The organism is Pseudarthrobacter sp. TE9888, assembly GCF_056279345.1.
Genome location: NZ_JBWBRD010000002.1, coordinates 2,033,298 through 2,055,291, shown reverse-complemented (window position 1 = coordinate 2,055,291; position 21,994 = coordinate 2,033,298). Strand labels below are relative to the sequence as shown.

Genomic DNA, 21,994 nt, shown 5'->3' with positions numbered 1-21,994 from the left:
CCAAGTGCGGTACCTTGTGGCAATGGACTTCGGCAGCGTTGACAGCTGGGGGACGGCCCTTTATTTCTGGGTCATCCCGGTGGTGATCGGCGACGCAATTTTTCCGCCCATCCCGTCGGAGATGCTGGTGATTACCGGCGGGGCACTGTCCGCGGACGGCCGGGCCAACGTGTTCCTGGTGCTGGTCCTCGCCGCCGTCGCCTCCTGGCTGGGAGACATGGTGGTGTTCCACCTTTTCCGCCGGCGGCTGAGCCATGTGCTGGACCGCTGGAAATGGGGTCGCCGCGTCCACGCCGGCATCCATTCCGCGCTGGCCAAGGCCGGCCGGTCGTCCACCTACGGGACCATCATCGGCGCCCGGTTCATCCCCGGCGGCCGGCTTGCCACATCCGCAGCGTCCGGCATCGCCAACGTCTCCGTCCGCGGCTTCAGTCTGTGCGCCGGGCTGGGGGCAGTCCTGTGGGCGTGCTGGCTGGTGGGACTGGGCTACTTCACCGGTTCTGCCACCAAGCTCCCGTTCTGGGCCAGCTCCCTCATCGGCGTGGCCGTTGGCCTGGTGATCGGCGCCGTCGTGGGCATCATCGTCACCCGGCGCCGCGGCGACCGGTCACCCGTGGAGGACGAGCCCGTCCCCGACGCAGGCTAAACGGGCAGCCACTTGCCGCGGCTGCGCCGCAGCACGCTGAGTGCACCCGTCAGCGCAACACGTTCGACGGCGTCGCGCATCATCACTGCCGACTCCACCGCCTGGCGGTTCTCGCCGCTGTACTCGGTCGCCTCAACCAGGAAGCGCAGGTTCAGCTGCGGCACGCCGCCGGCGATCTGGAGCTGGTGCGCCTCCACGTGGTGCCGGGTGCCCAGCGCCTCCACGGCCGCGTCCATCACCGCCTCGGGCGGATTGCCGGGCCGCAGCCCGGTGATCTTGAGGCGGGTCTGGAAGGAAGGCATGCCTCCAACCCTATCCAAACCCCCGCTCACATCCTGCGCTTGAATCCGAAACGCCCGCTCACCTCCAGGGCTGGTGGTGAGCGGGCGTTCCATCAAAAACGGCCAAAAATGAGCGGGCGTCTAGCTGTATTGACCTGAGAGGTTGGTGACGCGGCTGGCCGGTGGCTGACCTTTGAGTGAGGTGTGACCTCGATGATGATTGTAGTGATGGAGCCAGCCAGCGAAAGCGGCAACACGCTCGGCCTCTGATCTGTAAGGACGGGCGTAGGCCCATTCGTCGAGCAGGGTGCGGTTGTAGCGCTCGACTTTGCCGTTGGTCTGAGGCCTGTAGGGACGGGTGCGTTTGTGCTTGATGTCCGGGCCCAAGGCGTCTTTGAACGCGTAGGAGCGGTAGCAGGAACCGTTATCGGTCAGGACCCGTTTGACCGTGATCCCGTGGGACTCGAAGTAGGCGTTGGCACGTTCCCAGAATCCGGCCGCGGTGTCCTTTTTCTCATCGGTCAGGATCTCCGTGTAGGCGAGCCGGGAGTGGTCATCGACGGCGTTGTGCAAGAAAGCGTGGCCCGGTCTCCTGTTCGCCGCGGTGCCGGTCTTGTTCCGGTTTCCGGCGGCCCTGCCGACACTGCGGTGGCCCCCGCCGTCGGGGATCCGTCCAAGTTTCTTAATGTCGACGTGGACCAGGTCCCCGGGTCTGTGGTGCTCGTAGCGGCGGATCACCCGGCCCGTGGCCCGGTCCAGCCACGACAGCCTCGCCAGCCCGAATCGGGACAGGACCCGGTGCACCGTGGAGGGGTGGATGCCCAGCAGATAGCCGATCCGTGCCGGGCCCCAGCGGCGGTTGACCCTGATCGCGACGATCCGCCGCTCCCGCCGCATGGAGGTCCGTCGCGGGGAGTTGATGGGCCGGCTGGAACGATCACCCATCCCGTGCTCACCGTGCTCCCGGTAACGGGCCGCCCACCGCGCTGCGGTCGTCACCGACACCTGGAACCGCTCAGCAGCACGGCGCAGCGGCCACCCGTCATCGACGATGCACCGGGCCAGCCGGAGCCGTCCCTTCGGCGTCAGAAGCGCGTTAGCATGGGACATTGAAGACCTCCTTGTGGATCGGACTCTTAGACAAGCCCCACTCCACTTGGAGGTCTTCTTTTTGTCACCTAACCACGCCGCATGTTCCTAACCTCCGTGGTCAATACATCTAGCCGGTGTTGCGGAGGCCTGCCGCCACGCCGTTGACGGTGATCAGCATGGCCCGCTGGAGGCGCTCGTCGATCTCGGCTCCGCTGATTTCCGCCTCGGTCCGGATGCGGCGCATCAGTTCAACCTGCAGGTAGCTGATGGGATCCAGGTACTGGTCCCGGATCTCCAGGGAACGCTTCAGCGTGGGCTGGGCGTCCAGCAGGATGTTCTCGCCGGTGAGCTTGCGGACCTCGGCCACCGTGAGCTCGTACTCCTCCCGGATAGTGCGGAACAGGTGGTGCAGTTCCTCCGGGACCAGGGTGGACACGTAGTAGCCGGCGATGTCCATGTCCGTCTTGGCAAGGGTCATCTCCACGTTGGACAACACGGACCGGAAGAAGTTCCAGTGATCCATCATCTCCACCAGCTGGGCGGAGTGTCCGGCTTCCCGGGCAGCCTTCAGGCCGGAGCCCACACCGAACCAGCCGGGCACGATCTGCCGTGACTGCGTCCAGCCGAACACCCACGGGATGGCGCGCAGGCCGCCCAGTCCGGCACCGGAATCCGGCCGCTTGGACGGGCGGGAGCCGATGTTGAGCGAACCGAGCTGCTCCACCGGGGTTGAAGCCATGAAGTAGGCGGGCAGATCCGGGTGGTCGATCAGTTTCCGGTACCGGTCAAACGCGGCATCCGAGATGGCTTCCATGACGTGTCCGTACCGCTCCCGCTGGTCCTCGGAGGTCCGCGGGTTGCGATGCAGGGCCGAACCCTGCAGCACCGCAGCCAGCGACAGCTCCAGGTTTTCCCGGGCAAGCTCCGGCAGGGAGTACTTGTCGGAGATGACCTCGCCCTGTTCGGTGAACTTGATTTCGCCTTCCAGGACACCGTTGGGCTGGGCCAGGATGGCGTCGTAGGTGGGGCCGCCGCCACGGCCCACGGAACCGCCGCGGCCGTGGAACAGGCGGACGCGGACGCCGTGCTTGGCGGCGACGTCGCGCAGTTTGCGCTGGGTCTTGTGGATTTCCCACTGGCTGGTCATCACGCCGGACTCCTTGTTGGAGTCCGAGTAGCCCAGCATCACTTCCTGGATGTCGCCGCGCAGCCGCACCAGCTCCCGGTAGGAGGGATCGGACAGCAGCTGGTCGATGATCTCTGCCGAGGCACGCAGCTCCTCCACCGTCTCCAGCAGCGGCGCGAAGCCGAGCTTGGCGTACGGCTTGTCGCCGAAGAGGTTAACCAGGCCGGCCTCACGGGCCAGGACGGCGGCGGCCAGGACGTCGTCGGCGCCGCGGGTCATGGAGATGATGTAGGTCTCGATGACGTCCGGGCCGTACATGCGCAGGGCCCGGCGGATCTCGCGGAAGACGTCGTAGGTACCGTCGGCGGCGCCGTCGAGCTTGATGGGGTGGCCTGACAGGGGACGCCTGGAGGCGAGCTCTGAGCCCAGCACCTCGAAGCGTTCCCTGCGGCTCAGCTCGGCGTAGCGCAGGCCGGGGCCGCCGATCCGGTCCATCAGTTGGCCCACGGCGTCGTGGTGGTGGTCCGCGTGTTCGCGGATGTCCAGGGTGGCAAGGTGCAGGCCGAAGGAGGCGATGGCGCGGCGGACGCGGGCCAGGGCGCCGTCCGCGGCCAGGGCCGCAGAGTGGTTCCGGAGCGAGAGCTCAAGCAAATGCAGGTCCGCCAGGAGTTCCTCGGTTCCGCTGTAGTCCCGGCCGTGCTCGTGGTTGGTGTTCGCAGCCACCCGCTTGCCCGTATTGATGAGCTTGGCCTTGATGCAGGTGAGCTTCAGCCGGTACGGCTCCTGGGCGTTCAGCTCCAGGACGCGCTTGTCCAGGCCGGGCAGCTTCTTCAGGTCCTCATCAATGGACTCAAGGAGGGATTGGTCCGCGCCTGCCAGCGCCGTGGAGTTGGACAGGATGGAAATCAGCTCATCGATCATGCCGATGCTGATCCGGATGGCGCTCTGGTTCTGGATCTGCAGGATTTCGCGGGTTACGGCGGCGGTGACGTTCGGGTTGCCGTCGCGGTCACCGCCGATCCAGGAGCCGAACCGGATAGGGGCGTCCTTGGAGGCGAGGGTGACGCCGTGCTCGCCCAGCAGCTCGGAGAGTTCGGACAGCATTTCCGGCATGGCGTCGGTGAGGATGCCACCCAGGTAGTAGATGGCGTTCCTGGCTTCATCCACGGGGGTGGGCCGGACCTGGCGGAGTTCGTCGGTCTGCCACATCTGGTCGATGATTTCAGCCAGCTGCCGGTCCTGCCGGCGCCGGGCAGTGGACCCTTCGGCAGTGGACTGGGACAGGACGTCGGAGAGCTTGCGGATCTTGTCCAGGACGGAGCGGCGGGATGCCTCGGTGGGGTGGGCGGTGAAGATGGGCCGTACGTCCAGCCCGTTGACCACTTCCTGCAGCACGTCCGGGCCGGCCTGCGCGGCAATGTCCGCCACGGTCTTGGCCAGCCAGCCGTCCTTTTCGGCACGGGTCCGCAGGCCGCGGACCCGGTGCACCTGCTCGGCGGCGTTGGCCAGGTGGAAGTAGAACGCAAAGGCACGCACCAGGTCGGTTGCCTGCTCGATAGGCAGGGAGCCGAGCATTTCGCGGACCTGGGCAACGACGTCGTGCGCGCTCCAGGGCCCCGTGGCGTGCGCACCGCCACGCGCTGCTTCCTTGGATTCCTTGGTCAGGAGCCTGACCTGCTCCACGAGGTCCAGGAGCTCCGGTCCGTGCTGGCGGACCAGCGATTCGCCCAGCAGCGTGGAGACACGCCGGACGTCCGCGCGCAGTTCGGAGGCAAGATCGGTCTCGGGAGGTGTTGCAGTGTGAGCCATTGAAACAATCTTTCGACGGATTTGGACTTGGCCCGTACACTGCGCTGGATACTGTGAGCCACGTTACTAGCTAAAGATGCTACCCCCGGACCGGCGGCTCAGTGGAATCCGTCTCACAAGATGTCGCGGTACCCCACGTGGCGTTTCACGGCGTCCAGCTCCGCCCGGAGCTTTTCCACCTCGCCCTGCCAGCCGGCAGCCTCGGTCTTCCGACGGCGGGCCCTCCCGCCCTGCACAACGGCGGCTGCCAGCGCCACCGGCACCGAAACGGCCAGTGCCCAGCCGGCCGCGGCGAAGAAGTCCAGCGCCACGGGCAGCGCGGCACGGAAGTCGATAAAGTCATTGACCCCGCCGGCCATGCCCGTCATGGCTGTGTCGAGGGGCTCCAGGAACTGGCCCACCACGGGAGCGCCGGACAGCGTGGGCGGTGCGAGCTTGGCCTGCGCGTCCCCGCCCCAGCGCCCGTCGGCCAGGTGGTTCAGGACGTAGATGCCCGCGCCGACGTTTGCTGCCATGAAGACGACGACGGCGGTGAGCGCGGCGAGGTCTGCACGCCGGCGGCGCCAGAGCAGCACACTCGCGCCGGCGAGCACCGCCGCCAGCCAGGTGAGGGCTGCCAGCCACTCCCGATTCACTCCGCTAAGGATGTCCACCCACCCATTCAACCCCGGCGTGATGTCCGTCTGGCGGAATGAACGGGCCTGGCCGGCGGTTGTAGCGGGGGCAACGCAACCGGAAGGAACCATGGCCACCACCGCAGCCGCTACTGCCCCAGCCGCCAAAGTCGAGCGCTGGCAGCGCTTCCGCGCCAACCGTGACAAGGCCCTGGCAACGCCTCACGGCTGGCTCACCCTCACCTCCTTCCAGTGGCTCGAGGACTCCCGCGCCGCCGTCGACCTGGTCCCTGGCCTATGGTCCACGGACGGCACGGGCACGACGGCGTTCCTCACCGCCGTCCCGGCGGACGGGCTCACCCTGGTGGAGACCGGGGAAACGGTGGACGGCACCATCTCCGCCGTCCTGGCGGACGAGGAGTCGCTGATGTGGGTGCAGTTCGGCAGCCCGGACGGGGACCAGGTGGTGGTGGAACTGGCCATGCGCGGCGGGCGGTACGCCATCCGCACCCGGGACTCGTCGTCGCCGGTTTTCACAGACTTCGACGGCGTGCCCACCTATCCCTACAACCCCGATTGGGAGGTGACGGGCCGCTTCGAGCCCTACCCGGAACCGGTGGACGTACCGATCGGCACCGCGAACCCGCTGGTGGACGGCGTCCACCGCAGTGTCGGTGACGTGGTGTTCAGCCTCCCGGGCAGCAGCCACGAGTTCCGGCTCCAGGCGGAGGAGGAGAAGCTGGGCGCCCTGACCGTCACCTTCCACGACGAGACCAACGGCGACACCACCGATGACTGGCGGAAGCTCTCCCTCCCCAGGCCCCGCCCGGACGGCTCGGTGATACTGGATTTCAACCGGGCCATCAACTATCCCAGCGCCTTCACCCCCTACGGCACCTGCCCCATGCCGGTGAAGAACAACAGCCTGGACATCCGGGTGGAGGCGGGCGAGAAAGAACCCTATCCCGCCTAAGAAATGGCTGAAATTCCGGTGATGGCCCGGCCCACGATCAGGGTGTTGACCTCGAACGAGCCCTCGTAGGTGTAAATGGCTTCGGCGTCGGCGAAGATCTTGGCCATCCGGTAATCGGTGACGATCCCGTTCCCGCCCAGGATGGACCGGCCCAGCGCCACGGTCTCACGCATGCGGGCACTGATGTAGGACTTTGCCAGCGCCACCTGTGGCATGCCGGCGGCACCCTGGTCCTGCAGCCTGGCGATCCCAACCATCATGGCCATGCTTGCCACCGCGTTGCCCAGCATGGTCACCAGCTGCTGCTGGATCAGCTGGAAGTGGGCCAGCGGGCGGCCGAACTGGTGGCGTTCCACGGCGTACTGCCGGGCAACGTCGAACGCCGCCAGCTGCTGGCCCACCGCCTGCCAGGCCACCATGATCCGTGAGCTGCGGAGCAGTTCCTTGGTGTCCTCGAAGCTGCTGATCCCGCCGAAGCGGTCGGCCTCGGCAACCCTGACATCCTTGAACACGATGTCCGCGTTCTGGACGGTGCGCAGGGCGATCTTGTTCTCGATCCTGGTCCGGCTGACCCCCGGCAGCGTGGCGTCCACGATGAAGCCCCGCACCGAACCGTCCGCCTCGTCCCTGGCCCACACCAGCATGTAGTCGCAGAACGTCCCGTTCCCGATCCACCGCTTGGCACCGTTGAGCACCCAGGTGTCGCCGTCGTCGTCCGCTTCTCCTGTGCGGGACGAAATGCGCCGGGCCCGCGTCTCCATCCCGCCCGCTACGTCGGATCCGTGCAGGGGTTCGGTGAGGGCGAATGCGCCGGTGGTGCGCAGCTCCGAGGCGTCGGCCAGCAGCCGCTGCTTCTGGTCCTCCGTGCCGAAGGTGTGCAGGGATTCGACGAAGAGGTCGTGATGGACCAGGAAGAACGTGGCCAGGGAAGTATCCACGCGGGTGATCTCCGCGATGACCAGCCCGGCGAAGAGGTGGCTGTAGCCGCGGTGGACCGGCGTGCTCAGCTCCAGCGTGGCCAGCTTGGGGAGCATATGGGCAGGAAACTCGGCCTTGTTCCACCACTCCCCTGCGTACGGCGCCACCTCGGCGGCCAGGAAGTCACGCAACTCGGCGAGCTTTTTCCGTTCAGCCTCGTCCAGCATCGCTTCGACGGCGAAGAAGTCCGCCGCCGGCAGCTGCGGGGAGTCCGGCGCGCTCATTTCGGTGCCATCCGGATAGCGCCGTCCAGGCGGATGGTTTCGCCGTTCAGCATGGCGTTGTCCACGATGTGCGCCACCAGGTTGGCATATTCCGCGGGCTTGCCCAGCCGGGACGGGTGCGGAACCTGGGCGCCCAGCGAGTCCTGCGCCTCCTGCGAAAGGCCGGCCATCATGGGGGTCTCGAAAATGCCCGGGGCGATGGTGACCACCCGGACCAGCGAGCGCGCCAGCTCCCTGGCGATCGGCAGCGTCATGGCGGCCACGGCGCCCTTGGAGGCCGAGTATGCGGGCTGGCCGATCTGCCCGTCGAAGGCCGCCACGGAGGCAGTGTTGATAATGACGCCGCGTTCCGGGCCGCCCAGCGGGGTGTCGGCGGGCTCGGTGGCCACCATTGCCTCGGCGGCCAGGCGCAGGACGTTGAAGGTCCCGACCAGGTTGACCTGGATGACCTTGCTGAAGGATTCCAGGGGCAGCACTCCGTCCCGTCCCAGGACCTTGCCGGGGGTGGCGATCCCAGCGCAGTTAACCACGATCCGGAGCGGGCCCAGCCCCGCGGCGGTCCCGACGGCGGCCCGGACATCGGCCTCGCTGGTCACGTCAGCGGGGGCAAAGACGGCGGACTGGCCGGCTGCGGCGCGGCCGTTCAGATCGTCCGCCCTTGCCTGGCCGCCTGAGGACGGCAGGTCAACGAGCACGACGGATGCGCCGGCGTCGAACAATCTCTGCGCGGTGGCTGCTCCCAGCCCGGACGCCCCGCCTGTCACCAGTGCGACGCTGCCTTTGATGTCCATCCATCCTCCTTGATGTGTGTCCCATGCCGCGGCGCGGCCCCGAGCAACAGTTAATGAATGTTAACTGAAATCCGGCGCCGCCGCACTCACCCCCACACGATGCAGACCCTGGTACCCGCGGCGCGGTTAGGGTGGACGGCATGACGTCCAGCAGCACCTCCCCCACCACCTGGCAGGACCGGGCGAACCACGCAGCCCGTTCCGTGACCGCCCTGTTCGGCCGGAAACTGCTATTCCTGCCCGGAACCCACCTGGGCGCCGTGCTGTGGCAGGGCCGGCATGCGGCCGGTCAGCCCACCCCCTCAACGCCGGAGCAGGAGCCCGGCACCCAGCCAGGGCCGCGGTGGCGTGCCGTGCTCCGCCGGATGCGGCCCGCCGCATCGTTGGCCCTCCCCTGGCACTACTGGTGGCAGGCGCACTACGTTGACTGCCTGGTGGACGCCGGGCGGCGGGAACTTGGCGGCGGAGCCACCCCGGCGGCCCGGTTCGACGGCCCGAGCCGGCCCAGCGCGGGGCACCTGGCCTCGCGGCTGGTCACCGGGATCAGGCTCCGCAACGCCCTGACCTTCGTGAACAGCTACTACGACGACATGGCGTGGCTCGCGCTGGCAACGCTCCGACTGGACAGGCTGGCCGAGGAAACCCGGCGCCCGGGCCGCCGCCGCAACGCCGTGGTCCGGGCGTCGCTGGCGCTGCAGTTCGACGCCGCCTGCACCGAGGACCTGGGCGGTGGGACATTCTGGAGCAAGAAACGGGACTTCAAGAACACCCCCGCAACGGCGCCGGTGGCCCTGTTCTATGCCCGCACCGGCCAGCACGCCAAGGCCCAGGCGCTCCTGGACTGGCTCGATGCCACGCTCTTTGACGCGGACCAGGCCCTCTACCTCGACGGCGCACGCCTGAATCCTACCGGGGAGGTGGTGCTGGAGCGGGCGGTGTACACCTACAACCAAGGCCCGGTGCTGGGTGCGCTCCTGGAGCTGGGCGGCGAGGCGAACCTGGCCCGCGCCGCGGTCCTGGTGGACGCCGTGCAGCGGCTGCTGACCGTTCCGGGCAGCAACGGCCCCGGTCCCGGCTCCAGTGATGCGGTGCTGCGCTGCGAAGGAACGGGCGACGGCGGCCTCTTCACCGGGATCCTCTGCCGTTACCTGGCACTCGCCGCCGCAGACCAACGGCTTCCCCGCCCCACCCGCGCCACGGCTGCGCGGCTGGTGACCGGCACGGCCGAAGCATTCTGGTCCGGCCGTCGCCCCGTCGGCTCCGGCGAGGCAAAAGCCCGTCGCGAAGGCACGAGCATCTTCTCGGTGCACGCATCCCAACCGGCGGCTGCGACGTATCCGCCGGGCGCCGCCGTCGAGCTCTCCACCCAGCTTCAGGCCTGGATGGCGCTGGAGGCCGCGGCAGCCGTCACCGCCGCAGCCGGCGCTTAGCGGATGCCGGCCAGCGGCGTGACGGTTCCGCCGTTGAGCGATACCGGCCCGTCAGCAACCAGCCGGGCTTCCTTTTTGCCTGCCGGCGGAAACGCCAGGGACGTCAGGGTCCGCCCCGCCACAAAGACCTCGATGGAGGACCGGTCCACGTAGACGGTGAGGCGGATGGTGTCCCCGGCCGGCCAGGCGTCGACCGAGCGTTCCTGCCGATATTCGCCACTGGAGTCCGCCCCGGCGGCCGCCGCATCGCCACCGCGGTCCACGAACGCCCGGCCGGCCGCGAAATCGTAGCCCACCGTGGCATAGGTGGTGCCGCCGCTTTGCAGCAGCAGCCGCGCCCGTCCGGTGCCGTCCGCGGGCCGGGCCAGCTCGACGTCGGCCTTGAAGGCGCCACCGTCCGGAACCGGGAGTGCCAGGCCGTCACCTATGCTCCCGCCTGGCACCTGCACCGGCGCCCCCTCCAGTGACTGGAGCGCGGCCGTGGGCGAGGACACCAGGGACGGCCGGCCGCCGTCGGACGCCAGCCGGAGATCCCGCACCAGGGAGGCGGCCCCGTACCAGGTGTCGGTGGGAAGTTTCCGGGCGTACGCCCAGTTGTTCATCCAGCCGATGGCGCGCCGGGACGCCTTCCGCTGCGCGTCGTCCAGCCGCGGGTCATCCCAGGTGACGGCCGCGTAGAAGTCCGGGCCGCCGTCGAGCCACTGGTGGCCGCCCTCCGGAGCGAAGGCCTTTCCGTCGAAGCTTCCGGTCCAGTAGGCCAGGCCGGTGGTGCGGCCCTCCGCTGATCCGTTGGCGCTCGCTGCCAGGACCCAGGTGCGCTTGGCGGGGTCGCCGTCGAGGTCCAGCTGGAAGAAGTCCGGGCACTCCAGGATTCCCAGCCCCTCCTGGCCAAACCCCGAAACGTAGGTCCACTGCTTGAGGTCCTTTGACGTGTAGAAGCCGATCTTGTGGCCCTCCGCGAGGAGCATCAGCCACTGGTTGTTGGCGTCGTCCCGGACGATCCGCGGGTCCCGCCAGTGCTCGATGCCGGGGTTCTCCATCACCGGGTTCTGCCCATAGGCCTGGAAGCTGTAGCCCTTGTCGGTGGAGTAGAACAGGGACTGGCGCTGGACACCGTCGTGCTGCTGGGTGAGGACGGCGATCACGGCCCCCTTGCCAAACCCGGCGGTCCCTTCGGTGTCCACCACCGCGGAGCCGGTCTCGACGTCGCCCAGGCCGTTGCGGAATTTGGGAATGGCCACGCCCTGGTTCTTCCAGTGCACCAAGTCCGTGCTGGTGGCGTGGAACCACTCGGTACCGTTCCCTTCCGGGTAGTCGGCGTTGTAGAGGTAGTAGTAATGCCACAGCCCATCAAGGAAAAAAGGCCGCTGCGGATCGTTCATCCAGTGCCCGTCCGGACTGAGGTGGTACGCCGGACGGAAACCGGCATCTCCCCCAGTCGCGGCTTCCATTGGAGGCGCGGCGGTTGGTTGGCCGGTTCCCGGCGGGCTGCTTTCCTGCGGCCCGTTGTCCTGTTGGTTGGGGCCCCGCTGGCCGGTGCCCGCCAGCAGCAGCGAAACGGCCAGCGCCAGCACGGCGACGGCGGCCAGGACCCACAGAACGGGGGGACGCCGAAGGGCGGCACGAATGGACGCGGGACGTGGGGAGGGCATGGGTGGTGTCGATCCGTCGCTGAACGCACAAGTGCCGTCCCCCGGGACAGGGGAACGGCACCAGCGCAAGTGAACCGTCAATTTTACCGGCCAGGTTCACGGGAACCCAATCCCGGGACGTCATACACCAGCCGTCAGTCCCGTGCCGGTGGCCGCTTCTTCTGCGGATAGGGTGTCTCTCCCCGTGCCAGCATGTCCACGAACCCGGCGATCCTGCGTTCCCGGGTGGCCGCCTGTTTCGCCGAATTGGTCCTGAACACCAGGGCGAACAGGTTGGTTTTCGTCAGGACCTCGAAGGTGGCCTGCGCCGCCGGGTTGGCTGCAATGGCGGCCGCGAGGTCTTCCGGCACCTCGAGGTCGGCCTGCCCGCCGTAGGCCGCTTCCCAGCGGCCGTCAGCCTTGGCCGCCGCCACAGCGGCCCGTCCGGCCCCGGTCATCTTCCCGGCCTCCTCAAGCCGCGCAATGTGCCCCACGTTCCGCGCCGACCAGATGCTCCGGGGGCGCCGCGGCGTCATCCGCTGGAACACGCTTTCGCTGTCCCGGCGCCGGCCCTGGCCATCGATCCAGCCAAAACACAGGGCCTCGTCCAGGGCCGCCGCGTAGTCAAGGCCCGTCACCGTCCCGCCCTTCTTGTGCAGCACCAGCCACACCCCCGGGCTGGTGCCGTGGTTCTCTTCCAGCCAGGCGCGCCATGCGGCAGCGTCGGGCAGCAGCAGTTCCTCAAGGTCATTGGCCATGGCCTAATTCTGCCTGTGGAATCCTGCACCACAAGGCCCGTGTGCCGGACAGCCACACGTGGCATCATGGCCCTACCGGCCCATCCGCTACCCCGAGGACAACGCCATGCTCCGAGTCCGCCCCGTCCATTTCACCTCGCACACCGAGTCCTGGAAGCAGCTCCTCACCGCCCTGGGGATGGTGCACACAGAGGACGACGGCGGGTGGCAGGTCTTTGATTCGGCGTCGGGCCGCGTGGCGCTCCACTCCGCGGAGGCGGGTTCGGGCCAGGACGGCCGGACGGTGCTGGCGGTGGAAGTGGGAGACGTGGCCGAATTTGCCAGGCGCACCAACCTCTCAGCCCAGGAGGAGTCCCCACAGGAAGGGGCGGCGGAAGGCGCCGGACCGGCCGAACTCGTCACCGCTGACCACGGTGACGCCTGCCGGATCAGCGCGCCGGACGGGTTCAGCTTCCTCGCGGACAAGGCCGCCCACTTTGCCCAGTGCGCCGACGCCGATCCCGCACTGGCCGTCGCCGCTGTCTGGTACACCGCGGACCCCGAAGGTGCCGTCCGCACGCTGCTGCACATCGGCGCCCGCCCCCGGCCCGTGCCGGACAACGACGAAACCGCGGACTTCACGGCCAAGAATGGCGGGGTACTCCTGGTGCGGCCGGCAGCCGGAGCGTCCCGCTCGGGCCTTGGCTTTGAATACGACGGCGGCCTGGAGCCGCTGCGGGAGCGCCTCACCGCGGCCGGCTTCGCCGCCAGCCTGACGGAGGAGGCGTTTGGCAGCACCCTCCACGTGGCCAATCCCGACGCGGGCTCCCCCAACGCGCCCGCCACGGTGTGGGTCTCCCAGCACCGCCCCATGGGGTAGAACTTAAGCATGAACGTGCGCACACCTGACCCGAATCCCGGCTGGCTCTCCGAAGAAGACCTCTTTGAGGCGCGCGGGCGGCTGCCCATGGTGTACGTGGAGGCAGTACCGGTCAGGCTGGACCCGCTGGGATACGTCAACGAGGTGGGCACGCTGCTGCAGGCGGATGCGGACGGGACCATGGTGCGCTCCCTGGTCTCCGGCCGTGTGATCTACCGCGAAACCATCCGCGCCGCCCTGCTCCGGCACATGGAAAAGGACCTGGGCCCCCTGGCGTTCCCGCAGCTGCCGCTGAGCCCCGTGCCGTTTACCGTGGCTGAATACTTCCCCGCGCCGTCCCAGACCGGCTTCACGGACGAGCGGCAACACGCCGTGTCGCTGGCCTACGTGATCCCGGTGACGGGCGAATGCGAGCCGCGCCAGGACGCCCTGGAACTGACATGGATGACCCCGGAGGAAGTCCTCAGCCCCGGCGTCCAGATGGAGTTCTCCGGCGGCCGCGGCGGCCTGATCCGGCAGGCCCTGGCGTTTGCAGGCGTGGGCTTCTGACCACCCCGCCGGGACGTGGGGGTCCCCGGTTTTGAGTGCCTGCCTTTGTAGACTGTAGGGCGGACCGCAAGAGAACTTAAGGACTCCCATGACCGAATCACCAGCCGCCAGGCACCACCGTGAACAGCAGGCTGGATCTCTGACCACCGGCAGCCACATCCTCCTCCCCGACGGCCGGCGCACAGCCGAAATCGACCAGGTGGAGCTCGAGCACGACGACTTCGGCTCCCCTGCACTGGTCCTGGCCAGCCTCTCCGGCGGCGGCACCCTGCGGGTGGCCATCGGCACCATGGTCACCGTGGTGGACGGCGCGCACGACGACGTCACCCAGCTTCCGCTGCCGGCGGACCTTCCCGAGGCCGTACCGCCGGCGGAAACCCCGACGCCCCGGCACGGCGCGCAGGAGCAGCCCGGCGCCGGGACCGGTCCCCTCAACGTGGCGCCCGCCGTCGTCGTCCCGCCCCTTCCCCCGGCACCGCCTGCGGTGACCGGGCCCGGCGAGGAGGAACTGGCGCTCATCCCGGCCCCGGACGGCACCCCCGAATCCGTGGTGGAAGCAGCCGCGGAGGCCCACCCCGATGCCGAGGGCGTCCTGCTCCTGGCGGACCGGCTCTCGAAGGGGGTCAACTTCAAGTCCGGCAGCTGCCTGAAGGACCTCAGCGACCTGGCGCACGAACTGTTCATCACGCTCAAGGACGCGGACGGCGCACTGTCGGTGGCGGACCTGATCACCGTGCTCCCCTACGACGGAAACCCGGGCCGGTGGACCTCGGTGGAGGCAGCCCTCGCGCTGGCCAGCTATATCTGCCGGCAGGATGGCCAGGACGAACGCGCCGAGGTCTACGAGAAATTGATCCGCACTCCCGAAAACCAGGAGACGGACGCCTTCAAGGCACGGATGGCGGCCAAGGTGCGGCAGCGCTCGCTCAATGAGCCCAACCTGTACGACAAGGAAATCTTCCGCTCGATCGACAACTCCAACCACGACGCCGAGCGCGAATGGCGGCTGCTGCGGCTCGAATCCCTGCTGTTCCTGCGGGCCCACGGCGGATCGGAAACCATCGGCATGTCCGAACTTGAACGGCGCATCAGCAACGAGCTGGAGGCCGTACGCTCCTGACCCCGGGGCCGCGTTGCCGGCATCTTCCGGCAAGGGAAATTAGCCCTACCCCGGGCGTAGCCGGAGTTGTACATTCGGGGCTATGACGAACAATCTCAGCGTAGTGATCAACGCCGATGCCCCGCAGGTCTGGACCATGCTGCGGGAACCGTCCAGGGTGGCCCAGTGGCATGGCTGGCAGGCCGAGGACCTGGAGTCCGAGATCAAGGAGATCTACTTCTCCGATGTGCAGGAATCCGCGGACCACACCAGCCTGACCGTGCACGGCGGGGACACGTTCGAGCTCCACCCGGTCGCGGACGGTACCCGGGTCAGCGTCAACCGCGGCGCGGTGGACCACAACTCCGAATGGGCGGCCTGGGACGAGGACATCACGCAGGGCTGGCTGACCTTCCTGCAGCAGCTCCGGTTCGCCCTGGAACGCCACCCGCACGGCAAGCGGCACACCCTGTTCCTGCACCTGAGCGAAGGCAACGGCTCCGCGATCGACAAGCTGGGGCTCTCGGACCTCCCTGCACCGGGTGAGCCGTACCAGCTGACGCTCGGCACCGGCGAGGAGATCAGCGGCAAGGTCTGGTACCGGACCAGCCACCAGGTGGGGCTCACGGTGCACAGCTACGCGGAGCACGGCGAGGGGCTGCTGGTGGTGGCAGACCATCCCGCCATCAAGGACGTCCGCGAGGAGGGTGACGGCTCGTTCGTCATCGCCTCCACCTACGATCTTGGCGCCGGCGCCTTCGACGCCATCCGGCAATCCTGGGATTCCTGGCGCGCCTCGAACTATCCGGCCTCGGAACCGGCCAGCTGAGCGTACCGGCACACGGCTTCAGGGGCCCGCGTTTACGGGCCGCGGGCGGATTGCTGGCACACTGGTACGGTGCCAGCCAACCCCGCCTTTGCCCTGCCGGAAATCCGATCACAGTTCTCCTTCAAGGTCGGCACGCGCCTTGCGGAGTCCTGCCCGCCATCGGCTGCGCAGGAAGCTGGAAACGGCGGGGAATTCCTGGGCCGCACCGGGACCGTCACCACCCCGCACGGTGAGATCCAGACGCCGGCGTTCATCGCCGTCGGGACCAAAGCCACGGTGAAGGCCGTGCTGCCGGAATCCATGGCGGACCTGGGAGCGCAGGCGCTCCTGGCCAATGCCTACCACCTGTACCTGCAGCCGGGCCCGGACATCCTGGACGAGGCCGGCGGCCTGGGTGCCTTCATGAACTGGCCGGGCCCCACCTTCACTGATTCCGGCGGCTTCCAGGTAATGAGCCTCGGTTCGGGGTTCAAGAAAGTCATCGACATGAAGTCCGTGGATACTTCCGGGCCCGATGACGCCGTGGCCCCGGGCAAGGAGCGGCTGGCGCACATCGACGACGACGGTGTCTGGTTCAAGTCCCACCTGAACGGCGACCGGCACCGGTTCTCCCCCGAGATCTCCATGCAGGTCCAGCACCAGATCGGCGCGGACATCATGTTCGCGTTCGATGAGCTCACCACCCTGCAGAACTCCCGGCGGTACCAGGAGGAATCGCTGGAGCGCACCCGGCTGTGGGCGGAGCGGTGCATCTCGGAACACTTCCGCCTTACGGAGGACCGCGCGGACAAGCCGTACCAGGCCCTGTTCGGCGTGATCCAGGGCGCCCAGTACGAGGACCTGCGCCGGAAGGCATGCCGCGACCTTGGCGCCATGCCGTTCGACGGGTTCGGGATCGGCGGGGCGCTGGAGAAGGAAAACCTGGGCACGATCGTCCGCTGGTGCAACGAGGAACTGCCGGAGGACAAGCCGCGGCACCTGCTGGGCATTTCCGAACCGGATGACATCTTCACGGCCATCGAGAACGGCGCCGACACTTTCGACTGCGTCTCCCCCACCCGGGTGGCCCGGAACTCCGCCTTCTACACCCCGGAAGGCCGGTTCAACCTCTCCGGCGCCAAGTACAAGCGCGACTTTGGGCCGCTGCAGGAGGGCTGCGACTGCTATGCCTGCACCAACTACTCGCGGGCGTACATCCACCACCTGTTCAAGGCCAAGGAAATGGTGTCCGCCACCCTGATCTCCATCCACAATGAGCGGTTCGTGGTGAAGATGGTGGACGACGCCCGGCTGGCCATCGAGTCGGGAACGTTCTTCGACTTCAAGGCAGAGACCCTGGGCCGGTACTACTCCTGAGCATGCCTCCCGGGAGCCTCCGCTATCCTGACCAGATGCTCATCGAGATCCAGGCCCCTGCAGGCCGCGCCGAAGCCATCGTTGCCCGCCCGTCCACCGGAACCGGCCCGTTCCCGGGGGTCATCTTCTACATGGATGCGTTCGGCCTGCGCCCGCGCATCCAGGAGATGGCACAGCGCATTGCCGACTGGGGCTACGTGGTGCTGGCGCCCAACGTTTTCTACCGTGAAGGAACAGTCGCCGAGCTCGCACCCGAGGGCGACATGTCCACCCAGGAGGGCCGGGAAGCCGCCGGCAAAGCTGCCTTCCCGCGGGTAGGCCGCCTGACCCCGGACAAGGCCCTGCCGGACATCGATGCGTGGGTTTCCGCGCTGGCAGCCCTCGACGGCGTGGCGCCGGGGCCCATCGGCACCACCGGCTACTGCATGGGCGCCCGGCTCGCGGTCCGGACCGCCACCTCGCACCCCGAAGTGGTGGCAGCGTGCGGCGGCTTCCACGGCGGCGGGCTGGCAACGGAGGATCCGGACAGCCCGCACCTGGGGCTTGGCAGCGCCCGTGCCCGGTTCGTCTTCGGGCACGCGGACCACGACCGGAGCATGGCCCCCGACGCCGTCGCGCGCCTGGGCGAAGCGCTCAATGCCGCGGGGCTGCAGGCATCCAACGAGATCTACCAGGGCGCGCCACACGGATACTCCATGGCGGACACCTCGGCGTTCCACCCGGAAGCCACGGAGCGGCACTTCGAGGAACTGCGCGCCCTGCTGGACGGGACGCTGAAGGCCTAAGCCGTCCGCCCGCCGTCGAACCCGCCGGAAAGCTGCCGGCCCGCCGGAACGTTGCGGCGAGCCGGACGGGTTCCAGCGAGTTGGGGACGCAGGACGTTGTCCACATGACGACGGCGGCGCTTTCAGTGAGTGCCGCAGCGGCGGGATCCTGTTGGGATGACACCGCAGCAACCAACCCCTCTCCCGGCTCTGCCAAACACCGGCAACCTGTGGCGGACCGGGCAACTGCACGGGAACGGCCTCAATTCCCGGGCCATCAAGGCCTTGGTCCTCCACGGGAAGCTGGTCCGCCTCCGCCACGGTTGCTACATCCGCGCCGAGCTGTGGGAAAAACAGTCACGTCCCGTCCGCAGCATGCAGCTGATTCACGCCCATGCACTCGGGACGCTGACCACTTCGGCCGGCGGCTACGTGTACAGCCACACCTCCGCGGCCCGGCTGCACGGGTTGTATCTCTGGGACGTGGATGACCTGGTCCACCTTTTGATGCCGGGAAACCCTTCCAGTGAGCGGCTCGGCAAGGATGTCCGCGGCCATACCAGGCCCTGGACTGCGTTGGAGGTGGTGACCCTCGGGGGCCTCAAGGTGACCTCGCTGGAGCGGACGGCAGTGGATTGTGCCATGATGCTGGGCTATCGGCAGTCGCTGGTGCTGATGGACCACGCCCTCCGGCTCGGCGCGGACAGGGCCCTGATGGAAAGCATGGCTGACGGCCTGCAGGGACGGCGCGGGATCCGGACCCTCCGGCTGGCGCTCGCGCACGCAGATCCGCGCTCGGAGTCCGCCGGAGAGACACTCACGCGCGAACTCCTCATGCGGCTGAAACTTCCCTTGCCGGAGCCCCAAGTCTCGGTGGATACGCGTGCCGGCCGGTACCGGCTGGATTTCGCCTGGAAGGAAAAGAAGGTTGCCCTCGAATTCGACGGGAAGACGAAGTACTTCGACTACAAACCGACTGGTGAGGTGCTGTTCCAGGAACGACAGCGGGAGAATGCCCTCACCGAGAACGGCTGGACGTTTGTGCGCGTGAAGTGGGCCGACCTCTTCCGCGAACACGAGTTCAAAGCCCGCGTGCTTGCCGCACTCCGACCGTAGCCACGCCGGTGGAGCGCCCAAATCGCCGGAAAGGTGCCGGATCGCCGGTTCTTTCCGGCTATCCGGTACCTTTCCGGCGATCCTACGCGATTAGCAACCTGATGGCACGGAGGCGCCGTAACTGGGCTCGCGCCGCTTAACCCAGTTGATGGCCAGCGAAGTCACGGGGACGAAGAGGAACTCCACCAGGGTCTTGTAGACGAAACCCACCAGCACGTAGTTCACGAAGCTGCCGAGATCGGCGATGCCGATGACGGGCGCGGCGATGCTGCAGAAGATCAGCGTGTCCACAAACTCCCCGGCTCCCGAGGAACCCATGAGCCGTGCCCACAGGGACTTCTCGCCGGTGCGGGCCTTCATCCGGACCAGGATCCAGGAGTTGATGGTCTGCCCTGCCAGGAATGCCAGCAGGGAGGCCAGGACGATCTGTGGCACGGGGCCAAGTGCCCCTTCCAGGGCGGATTGTTTCGCGGCGCCGTACTCGTCGTCGAACCCGGGCAGCGCAATAACCACCCAGTAGCAGAGGGAAGCGAAGACGGAGAGCGCAAATGTGGTGAGAATGGCTTTGCGGGCCACCTTGAAGCCGTAGACCTCACTGATCACGTCGCCAAGGATGTAGGCGAGCGGGAAGAGGAAGAAGCCGCCGTCGGTGACGATGGGGCCGAATGCCACCCCCTTGGACGCTCCGATGTTGGACAGGATCAGCACCACTGCCATGGCCGCCAGCATGATCCCGAAGTAGGGCGAACCGATGTCCGCGAATCTGGCGTTGGGACCTGCGGCAGTCGGTTGGACGGTTTGGGGCACGGTGCCGTGGCCGGGGGCAGGGGTCATCAAGGGATCCGTTCAAGAGTGGTTGGCCGGCCTGCCGTACTGGGCGGCCGGTTGTATTAGCACTCGTGCCATTCTCGCACCGCATCGTCCGCCGAAGCTCCCCAAGGAGAAAGGCCGGCCGGCACGAACTATTTTTTGAACATGTTCAACTCTTGTGGCACACTGATTTTTGAACACGTTCAAAGAATGGAGTGCAGTGGCGGCGAAGAGCGAACAGACCAGGCAGCTGGTGGCGGACACCGCGCTGAGCATGTTCCGTGAGATCGGGTTCGAGAAGACCACCATGCGCGCCATCGCCGCCGAGGCAGGCGTCTCGGTCGGCAACGCCTACTACTACTTCGCATCCAAGGATGACCTGGTCCACGAGCTGTACATCCAGGTGCAGGCAGAGCACGCGGCGCGGGCATCGGAAGCGCTGGACGGGACAGCTTCCCTGGCTGACCGCCTCAAGGCAACACTGCATGCCGGCCTCGACGTCATGGCCCCGTACCACCGGTTCGGCGCGGACTTCGTGGCCACCGCGATCCGGCCAACATCACCGGTGAACCCCTTTTCAGCAGGGTCCACGCCGGCCCGGGAGGCATCCCTGGACATCTTCAGGCGCACCGTGGAGGGGGCCAGGCCCGCCGTGCCGAAGAAGCTGCGGGCCGACCTGCCGGAGCTGCTGTGGCTTTGCTACATGGGCATCACCCTCTTTTGGGTCTATGACACCTCGGAGGGCCAGCGGCGGACCAGGAGGCTGGTGGACGGCGCGGCCCCCCTCATTGCCCGCGGCCTCGCACTGGCCCGCATCCCGGGAGCCAGCAAGGTTTTGGACGACGTCCTGGACCTGAGCCGCAGCATCCGCGATTAGGGCAGAAACATTGGGGGAAAAGATGGGCAGCACAAAGACCGTTGTGGTGGCAGGGGCTTCCGGCTTCATCGGCACGTACCTTCGCCGGCGTTTCCAGGAAGACGGGTGGACCGTGCGCACCATTGGACGCAAGGGAACGGGCGGCGCCGCGGCGGCATGGGATGACGACGCCGGCATGGTCCGGGTGCTCAACGGCGCCGGGCTGGTGGTGAACCTCGCCGGACGGTCCGTCTCCTGCCGCTACAACCGGCGGAACAAGGCGATCATCTTGGACTCCCGCGTGGCCACCACCCAGGCGCTGGGGCGGGCCATCGCGCAGTGCCCCGAGCCGCCGTCGACCTGGCTGAATGCCAGCACCGGCACCATCTACCGCGACGCCAGGGACCGCCCCCAGTCCGAAGTAGACGGCGAGCTTGGCTCCGGCTTCTCCGTGGACGTGGCCAAAGCGTGGGAGGCCGCCCTCGCAGCGGCCACGACGCCGGCCACCCGGAAGGTCCCGCTGCGGATCGCCATCGTGCTGGGCCGCGGCGGCGGCGCGCTGGCGCCGTTCGCCAACCTGGCACGGCTGGGGCTGGGCGGCCACATGGGCGACGGCGCACAGAAGTTCAGCTGGATCCACGTGGAGGACCTGTACCGCAGCATCCGCTTCCTGTACGCGCGGACTGATATCACCGGACCGGTCAACGTGGCATCGCCGGACGTGGTGAGCAACAGGGAAATGATGCGCCTGCTGCGGCGGGCCTACGGCGCCCGCTTCGGACTCCCCACCCCTGCGTGGCTCCTCCGGGCAGGTGCCGTGCTGATCCGCACGGAGACCGAGCTGGTGCTCAAAAGCCGGTGGGTCCAGCCGCGGAAACTGCTGGACGCGGGCTTCGTCTACAGCCAGCCGGAGCTGGGGCGGGCACTGCTGCAGATCGCCAAGGGCCGGTGATGAGCCGCCCGCTGCGCGTCACCTTCGGTCCCGGCGCGTTCCTTGCAGGCGCGTTCCTCACAGTCCTTGTCTTCGGGTTCCCCTGGGTTTCCCCGGCTATCTCTACGGGACGCTCTCCGCCCTGCTTCTGGGCATGCCCCTGGCGCTGGCTACCGGAGTTTGCATGCGGCCGGTCCGCAACCAGGGCCTGCACATCCTGGCCGTCGGCGTGGCCGGCCTGGCCACCGGGATGCTGACGCTCATGTTCATCACGGGGAGCCACTGGACTGCTATGTGGGGCACGGTCCTGTGGACAGGATTCTGCGCGGCGCTGGGGCGGGCGGCCGTGTCCGGCCTCGTCACGATCCATGACGCAGCGGGGCACCAACCCGGAGCACCCGCACCGGCACCGCTGGAACCCTGACCACACGGCGTCCCGGAGCCCTGTCCGGTGACACATGGAAAGCGTCCG

22 protein-coding genes are annotated in these 21,994 nt (G+C 67.9%); 13 read left to right on the top strand and 9 right to left on the bottom strand.

Annotated features, from left to right (window positions below; all coding sequences use genetic code 11):
• The first annotated feature begins 22 nt into the window (after positions 1 to 22).
• Positions 23 to 646, top strand: coding sequence for a DedA family protein (locus ACZ9J7_RS10300; RefSeq protein ID WP_457948137.1), 624 nt, complete (start codon positions 23 to 25; stop codon positions 644 to 646).
• Here the strand turns inward: ACZ9J7_RS10300 and ACZ9J7_RS10295 are convergent.
• The 4 genes from ACZ9J7_RS10295 to ACZ9J7_RS10280 all read right to left on the bottom strand — a co-directional run bounded on the left by ACZ9J7_RS10295 (position 643) and on the right by ACZ9J7_RS10280 (position 5,607).
• Positions 643 to 948 carry a hypothetical protein gene (locus tag ACZ9J7_RS10295; RefSeq protein ID WP_457948136.1) on the bottom strand — a complete coding sequence of 102 codons (306 nt, stop codon included), beginning with the start codon at positions 946 to 948 and terminating at the stop codon, positions 643 to 645. The two genes, ACZ9J7_RS10300 and ACZ9J7_RS10295, sit on opposite strands and share 4 nt — an antisense overlap.
• Before the next feature lie 120 nt (positions 949 to 1,068).
• The gene (locus ACZ9J7_RS10290) at positions 1,069 to 2,037 is read right to left on the bottom strand and encodes an IS481 family transposase (protein ID WP_476209137.1); all 969 of its coding nucleotides are present in this window, start codon (positions 2,035 to 2,037) and stop codon (positions 1,069 to 1,071) included.
• Between the two features lie 109 nt (positions 2,038 to 2,146).
• Entirely contained in the window at positions 2,147 to 4,954 is a 2,808-nt protein-coding gene (ppc, locus tag ACZ9J7_RS10285; RefSeq protein WP_476209135.1) for a phosphoenolpyruvate carboxylase, read from the bottom strand.
• 113 nt (positions 4,955 to 5,067) lie between these two features.
• Positions 5,068 to 5,607 carry a hypothetical protein gene (locus ACZ9J7_RS10280; protein ID WP_476209133.1) on the bottom strand — a complete coding sequence of 180 codons (540 nt, stop codon included), beginning with the start codon at positions 5,605 to 5,607 and terminating at the stop codon, positions 5,068 to 5,070.
• A 91-nt stretch (positions 5,608 to 5,698) separates the two neighbouring features.
• Between ACZ9J7_RS10280 and ACZ9J7_RS10275 the strand changes: the two genes are divergently transcribed.
• Positions 5,699 to 6,541, top strand: a complete 843-nt coding sequence (locus tag ACZ9J7_RS10275; protein ID WP_476209131.1) for a DUF1684 domain-containing protein — start codon at positions 5,699 to 5,701, stop codon at positions 6,539 to 6,541.
• Here ACZ9J7_RS10275 and ACZ9J7_RS10270 read toward each other — a convergent pair.
• Together ACZ9J7_RS10270 and ACZ9J7_RS10265 are read right to left on the bottom strand one after the other, a co-directional pair.
• Entirely contained in the window at positions 6,538 to 7,743 is a 1,206-nt protein-coding gene (locus ACZ9J7_RS10270) for an acyl-CoA dehydrogenase family protein (protein WP_476209130.1), read from the bottom strand. The two genes, ACZ9J7_RS10275 and ACZ9J7_RS10270, sit on opposite strands and share 4 nt — an antisense overlap.
• Positions 7,740 to 8,534 carry a 3-hydroxyacyl-CoA dehydrogenase gene (locus ACZ9J7_RS10265; RefSeq protein ID WP_476209129.1) on the bottom strand — a complete coding sequence of 265 codons (795 nt, stop codon included), beginning with the start codon at positions 8,532 to 8,534 and terminating at the stop codon, positions 7,740 to 7,742. The genes ACZ9J7_RS10270 and ACZ9J7_RS10265 overlap by 4 nt, the downstream gene beginning before the upstream one ends.
• 140 nt (positions 8,535 to 8,674) lie before the next feature.
• Here ACZ9J7_RS10265 and ACZ9J7_RS10260 point away from each other — a divergent pair, with 140 nt between their 5' ends.
• Complete coding sequence (locus ACZ9J7_RS10260; RefSeq protein WP_476209128.1) at positions 8,675 to 9,964, top strand: glycoside hydrolase family 76 protein; 1,290 nt, start codon at positions 8,675 to 8,677, stop codon at positions 9,962 to 9,964.
• On the opposite strand, the gene ACZ9J7_RS10255 is transcribed toward ACZ9J7_RS10260, so the two are convergent.
• Positions 9,961 to 11,616, bottom strand: coding sequence for a glycoside hydrolase family 32 protein (locus tag ACZ9J7_RS10255; protein WP_476209127.1), 1,656 nt, complete (start codon positions 11,614 to 11,616; stop codon positions 9,961 to 9,963). The two genes, ACZ9J7_RS10260 and ACZ9J7_RS10255, sit on opposite strands and share 4 nt — an antisense overlap.
• A gap of 134 nt (positions 11,617 to 11,750) precedes the next feature.
• Positions 11,751 to 12,353, bottom strand: coding sequence for a YdeI/OmpD-associated family protein (locus ACZ9J7_RS10250; RefSeq protein ID WP_476209126.1), 603 nt, complete (start codon positions 12,351 to 12,353; stop codon positions 11,751 to 11,753).
• A 106-nt stretch (positions 12,354 to 12,459) separates the two neighbouring features.
• On the opposite strand from ACZ9J7_RS10250, the gene ACZ9J7_RS10245 reads away from it, so the two are divergent.
• From ACZ9J7_RS10245 to ACZ9J7_RS10215, 7 genes are all read left to right on the top strand, one after another.
• Positions 12,460 to 13,212 (top strand): VOC family protein, encoded by a 753-nt coding sequence (locus ACZ9J7_RS10245; RefSeq protein ID WP_476211834.1) that lies wholly within the window; start codon positions 12,460 to 12,462, stop codon positions 13,210 to 13,212.
• A 9-nt stretch (positions 13,213 to 13,221) separates the two neighbouring features.
• On the top strand, positions 13,222 to 13,761 hold the full coding sequence (locus ACZ9J7_RS10240) for an NUDIX hydrolase family protein (RefSeq protein WP_141158190.1): 540 nt from the start codon (positions 13,222 to 13,224) through the stop codon (positions 13,759 to 13,761).
• Positions 13,762 to 13,849: 88 nt separating this feature from the next.
• On the top strand, positions 13,850 to 14,881 hold the full coding sequence (locus ACZ9J7_RS10235; RefSeq protein WP_476209124.1) for a DUF6707 family protein: 1,032 nt from the start codon (positions 13,850 to 13,852) through the stop codon (positions 14,879 to 14,881).
• An 82-nt stretch (positions 14,882 to 14,963) separates the two neighbouring features.
• Positions 14,964 to 15,689, top strand: a complete 726-nt coding sequence (locus ACZ9J7_RS10230; protein WP_476209123.1) for an SRPBCC family protein — start codon at positions 14,964 to 14,966, stop codon at positions 15,687 to 15,689.
• 69 nt (positions 15,690 to 15,758) lie between these two features.
• On the top strand, positions 15,759 to 17,045 hold the full coding sequence (gene tgt, locus ACZ9J7_RS10225) for a tRNA guanosine(34) transglycosylase Tgt (RefSeq protein WP_476209121.1): 1,287 nt from the start codon (positions 15,759 to 15,761) through the stop codon (positions 17,043 to 17,045).
• A 35-nt stretch (positions 17,046 to 17,080) separates the two neighbouring features.
• On the top strand, positions 17,081 to 17,830 hold the full coding sequence (locus ACZ9J7_RS10220) for a dienelactone hydrolase family protein (protein ID WP_476209119.1): 750 nt from the start codon (positions 17,081 to 17,083) through the stop codon (positions 17,828 to 17,830).
• 156 nt (positions 17,831 to 17,986) lie between these two features.
• The gene (locus ACZ9J7_RS10215) at positions 17,987 to 18,925 is read left to right on the top strand and encodes a type IV toxin-antitoxin system AbiEi family antitoxin domain-containing protein (protein WP_476209117.1); all 939 of its coding nucleotides are present in this window, start codon (positions 17,987 to 17,989) and stop codon (positions 18,923 to 18,925) included.
• A gap of 90 nt (positions 18,926 to 19,015) precedes the next feature.
• On the opposite strand, the gene ACZ9J7_RS10210 is transcribed toward ACZ9J7_RS10215, so the two are convergent.
• Entirely contained in the window at positions 19,016 to 19,759 is a 744-nt protein-coding gene (locus ACZ9J7_RS10210; RefSeq protein ID WP_476209116.1) for a queuosine precursor transporter, read from the bottom strand.
• A 196-nt stretch (positions 19,760 to 19,955) separates the two neighbouring features.
• On the opposite strand from ACZ9J7_RS10210, the gene ACZ9J7_RS10205 reads away from it, so the two are divergent.
• From ACZ9J7_RS10205 to ACZ9J7_RS10195, 3 genes are all read left to right on the top strand, one after another.
• Positions 19,956 to 20,612 (top strand): TetR/AcrR family transcriptional regulator, encoded by a 657-nt coding sequence (locus ACZ9J7_RS10205; RefSeq protein ID WP_476211833.1) that lies wholly within the window; start codon positions 19,956 to 19,958, stop codon positions 20,610 to 20,612.
• Between the two features lie 22 nt (positions 20,613 to 20,634).
• On the top strand, positions 20,635 to 21,543 hold the full coding sequence (locus ACZ9J7_RS10200; protein WP_476209115.1) for a TIGR01777 family oxidoreductase: 909 nt from the start codon (positions 20,635 to 20,637) through the stop codon (positions 21,541 to 21,543).
• 163 nt (positions 21,544 to 21,706) lie between these two features.
• The gene (locus ACZ9J7_RS10195; RefSeq protein ID WP_476209114.1) at positions 21,707 to 21,946 is read left to right on the top strand and encodes a hypothetical protein; all 240 of its coding nucleotides are present in this window, start codon (positions 21,707 to 21,709) and stop codon (positions 21,944 to 21,946) included.
• Positions 21,947 to 21,994 lie beyond the last annotated feature (48 nt).

Coding starts and splice junctions, on each gene's coding strand:
- ACZ9J7_RS10235 (WP_476209124.1), top strand. CDS start 13,850: ATGACCGAATCACCAGCCGCCAGGCACCACCGTGAACAGCAGGCTGGA.
- ACZ9J7_RS10215 (WP_476209117.1), top strand. CDS start 17,987: ATGACACCGCAGCAACCAACCCCTCTCCCGGCTCTGCCAAACACCGGC.
- ACZ9J7_RS10295 (WP_457948136.1), bottom strand. CDS start 948: ATGCCTTCCTTCCAGACCCGCCTCAAGATCACCGGGCTGCGGCCCGGC.
- ACZ9J7_RS10270 (WP_476209130.1), bottom strand. CDS start 7,743: ATGAGCGCGCCGGACTCCCCGCAGCTGCCGGCGGCGGACTTCTTCGCC.
- ACZ9J7_RS10195 (WP_476209114.1), top strand. CDS start 21,707: ATGCGGCCGGTCCGCAACCAGGGCCTGCACATCCTGGCCGTCGGCGTG.
- ACZ9J7_RS10275 (WP_476209131.1), top strand. CDS start 5,699: ATGGCCACCACCGCAGCCGCTACTGCCCCAGCCGCCAAAGTCGAGCGC.
- ACZ9J7_RS10290 (WP_476209137.1), bottom strand. CDS start 2,037: ATGTCCCATGCTAACGCGCTTCTGACGCCGAAGGGACGGCTCCGGCTG.
- ACZ9J7_RS10255 (WP_476209127.1), bottom strand. CDS start 11,616: ATGCCCTCCCCACGTCCCGCGTCCATTCGTGCCGCCCTTCGGCGTCCC.
- ACZ9J7_RS10300 (WP_457948137.1), top strand. CDS start 23: ATGGACTTCGGCAGCGTTGACAGCTGGGGGACGGCCCTTTATTTCTGG.
- ACZ9J7_RS10250 (WP_476209126.1), bottom strand. CDS start 12,353: ATGGCCAATGACCTTGAGGAACTGCTGCTGCCCGACGCTGCCGCATGG.
- ACZ9J7_RS10265 (WP_476209129.1), bottom strand. CDS start 8,534: ATGGACATCAAAGGCAGCGTCGCACTGGTGACAGGCGGGGCGTCCGGG.
- ACZ9J7_RS10210 (WP_476209116.1), bottom strand. CDS start 19,759: ATGACCCCTGCCCCCGGCCACGGCACCGTGCCCCAAACCGTCCAACCG.
- ACZ9J7_RS10220 (WP_476209119.1), top strand. CDS start 17,081: ATGCTCATCGAGATCCAGGCCCCTGCAGGCCGCGCCGAAGCCATCGTT.
- ppc (WP_476209135.1), bottom strand. CDS start 4,954: ATGGCTCACACTGCAACACCTCCCGAGACCGATCTTGCCTCCGAACTG.
- ACZ9J7_RS10230 (WP_476209123.1), top strand. CDS start 14,964: ATGACGAACAATCTCAGCGTAGTGATCAACGCCGATGCCCCGCAGGTC.
- ACZ9J7_RS10245 (WP_476211834.1), top strand. CDS start 12,460: ATGCTCCGAGTCCGCCCCGTCCATTTCACCTCGCACACCGAGTCCTGG.
- ACZ9J7_RS10260 (WP_476209128.1), top strand. CDS start 8,675: ATGACGTCCAGCAGCACCTCCCCCACCACCTGGCAGGACCGGGCGAAC.
- ACZ9J7_RS10200 (WP_476209115.1), top strand. CDS start 20,635: ATGGGCAGCACAAAGACCGTTGTGGTGGCAGGGGCTTCCGGCTTCATC.
- ACZ9J7_RS10240 (WP_141158190.1), top strand. CDS start 13,222: ATGAACGTGCGCACACCTGACCCGAATCCCGGCTGGCTCTCCGAAGAA.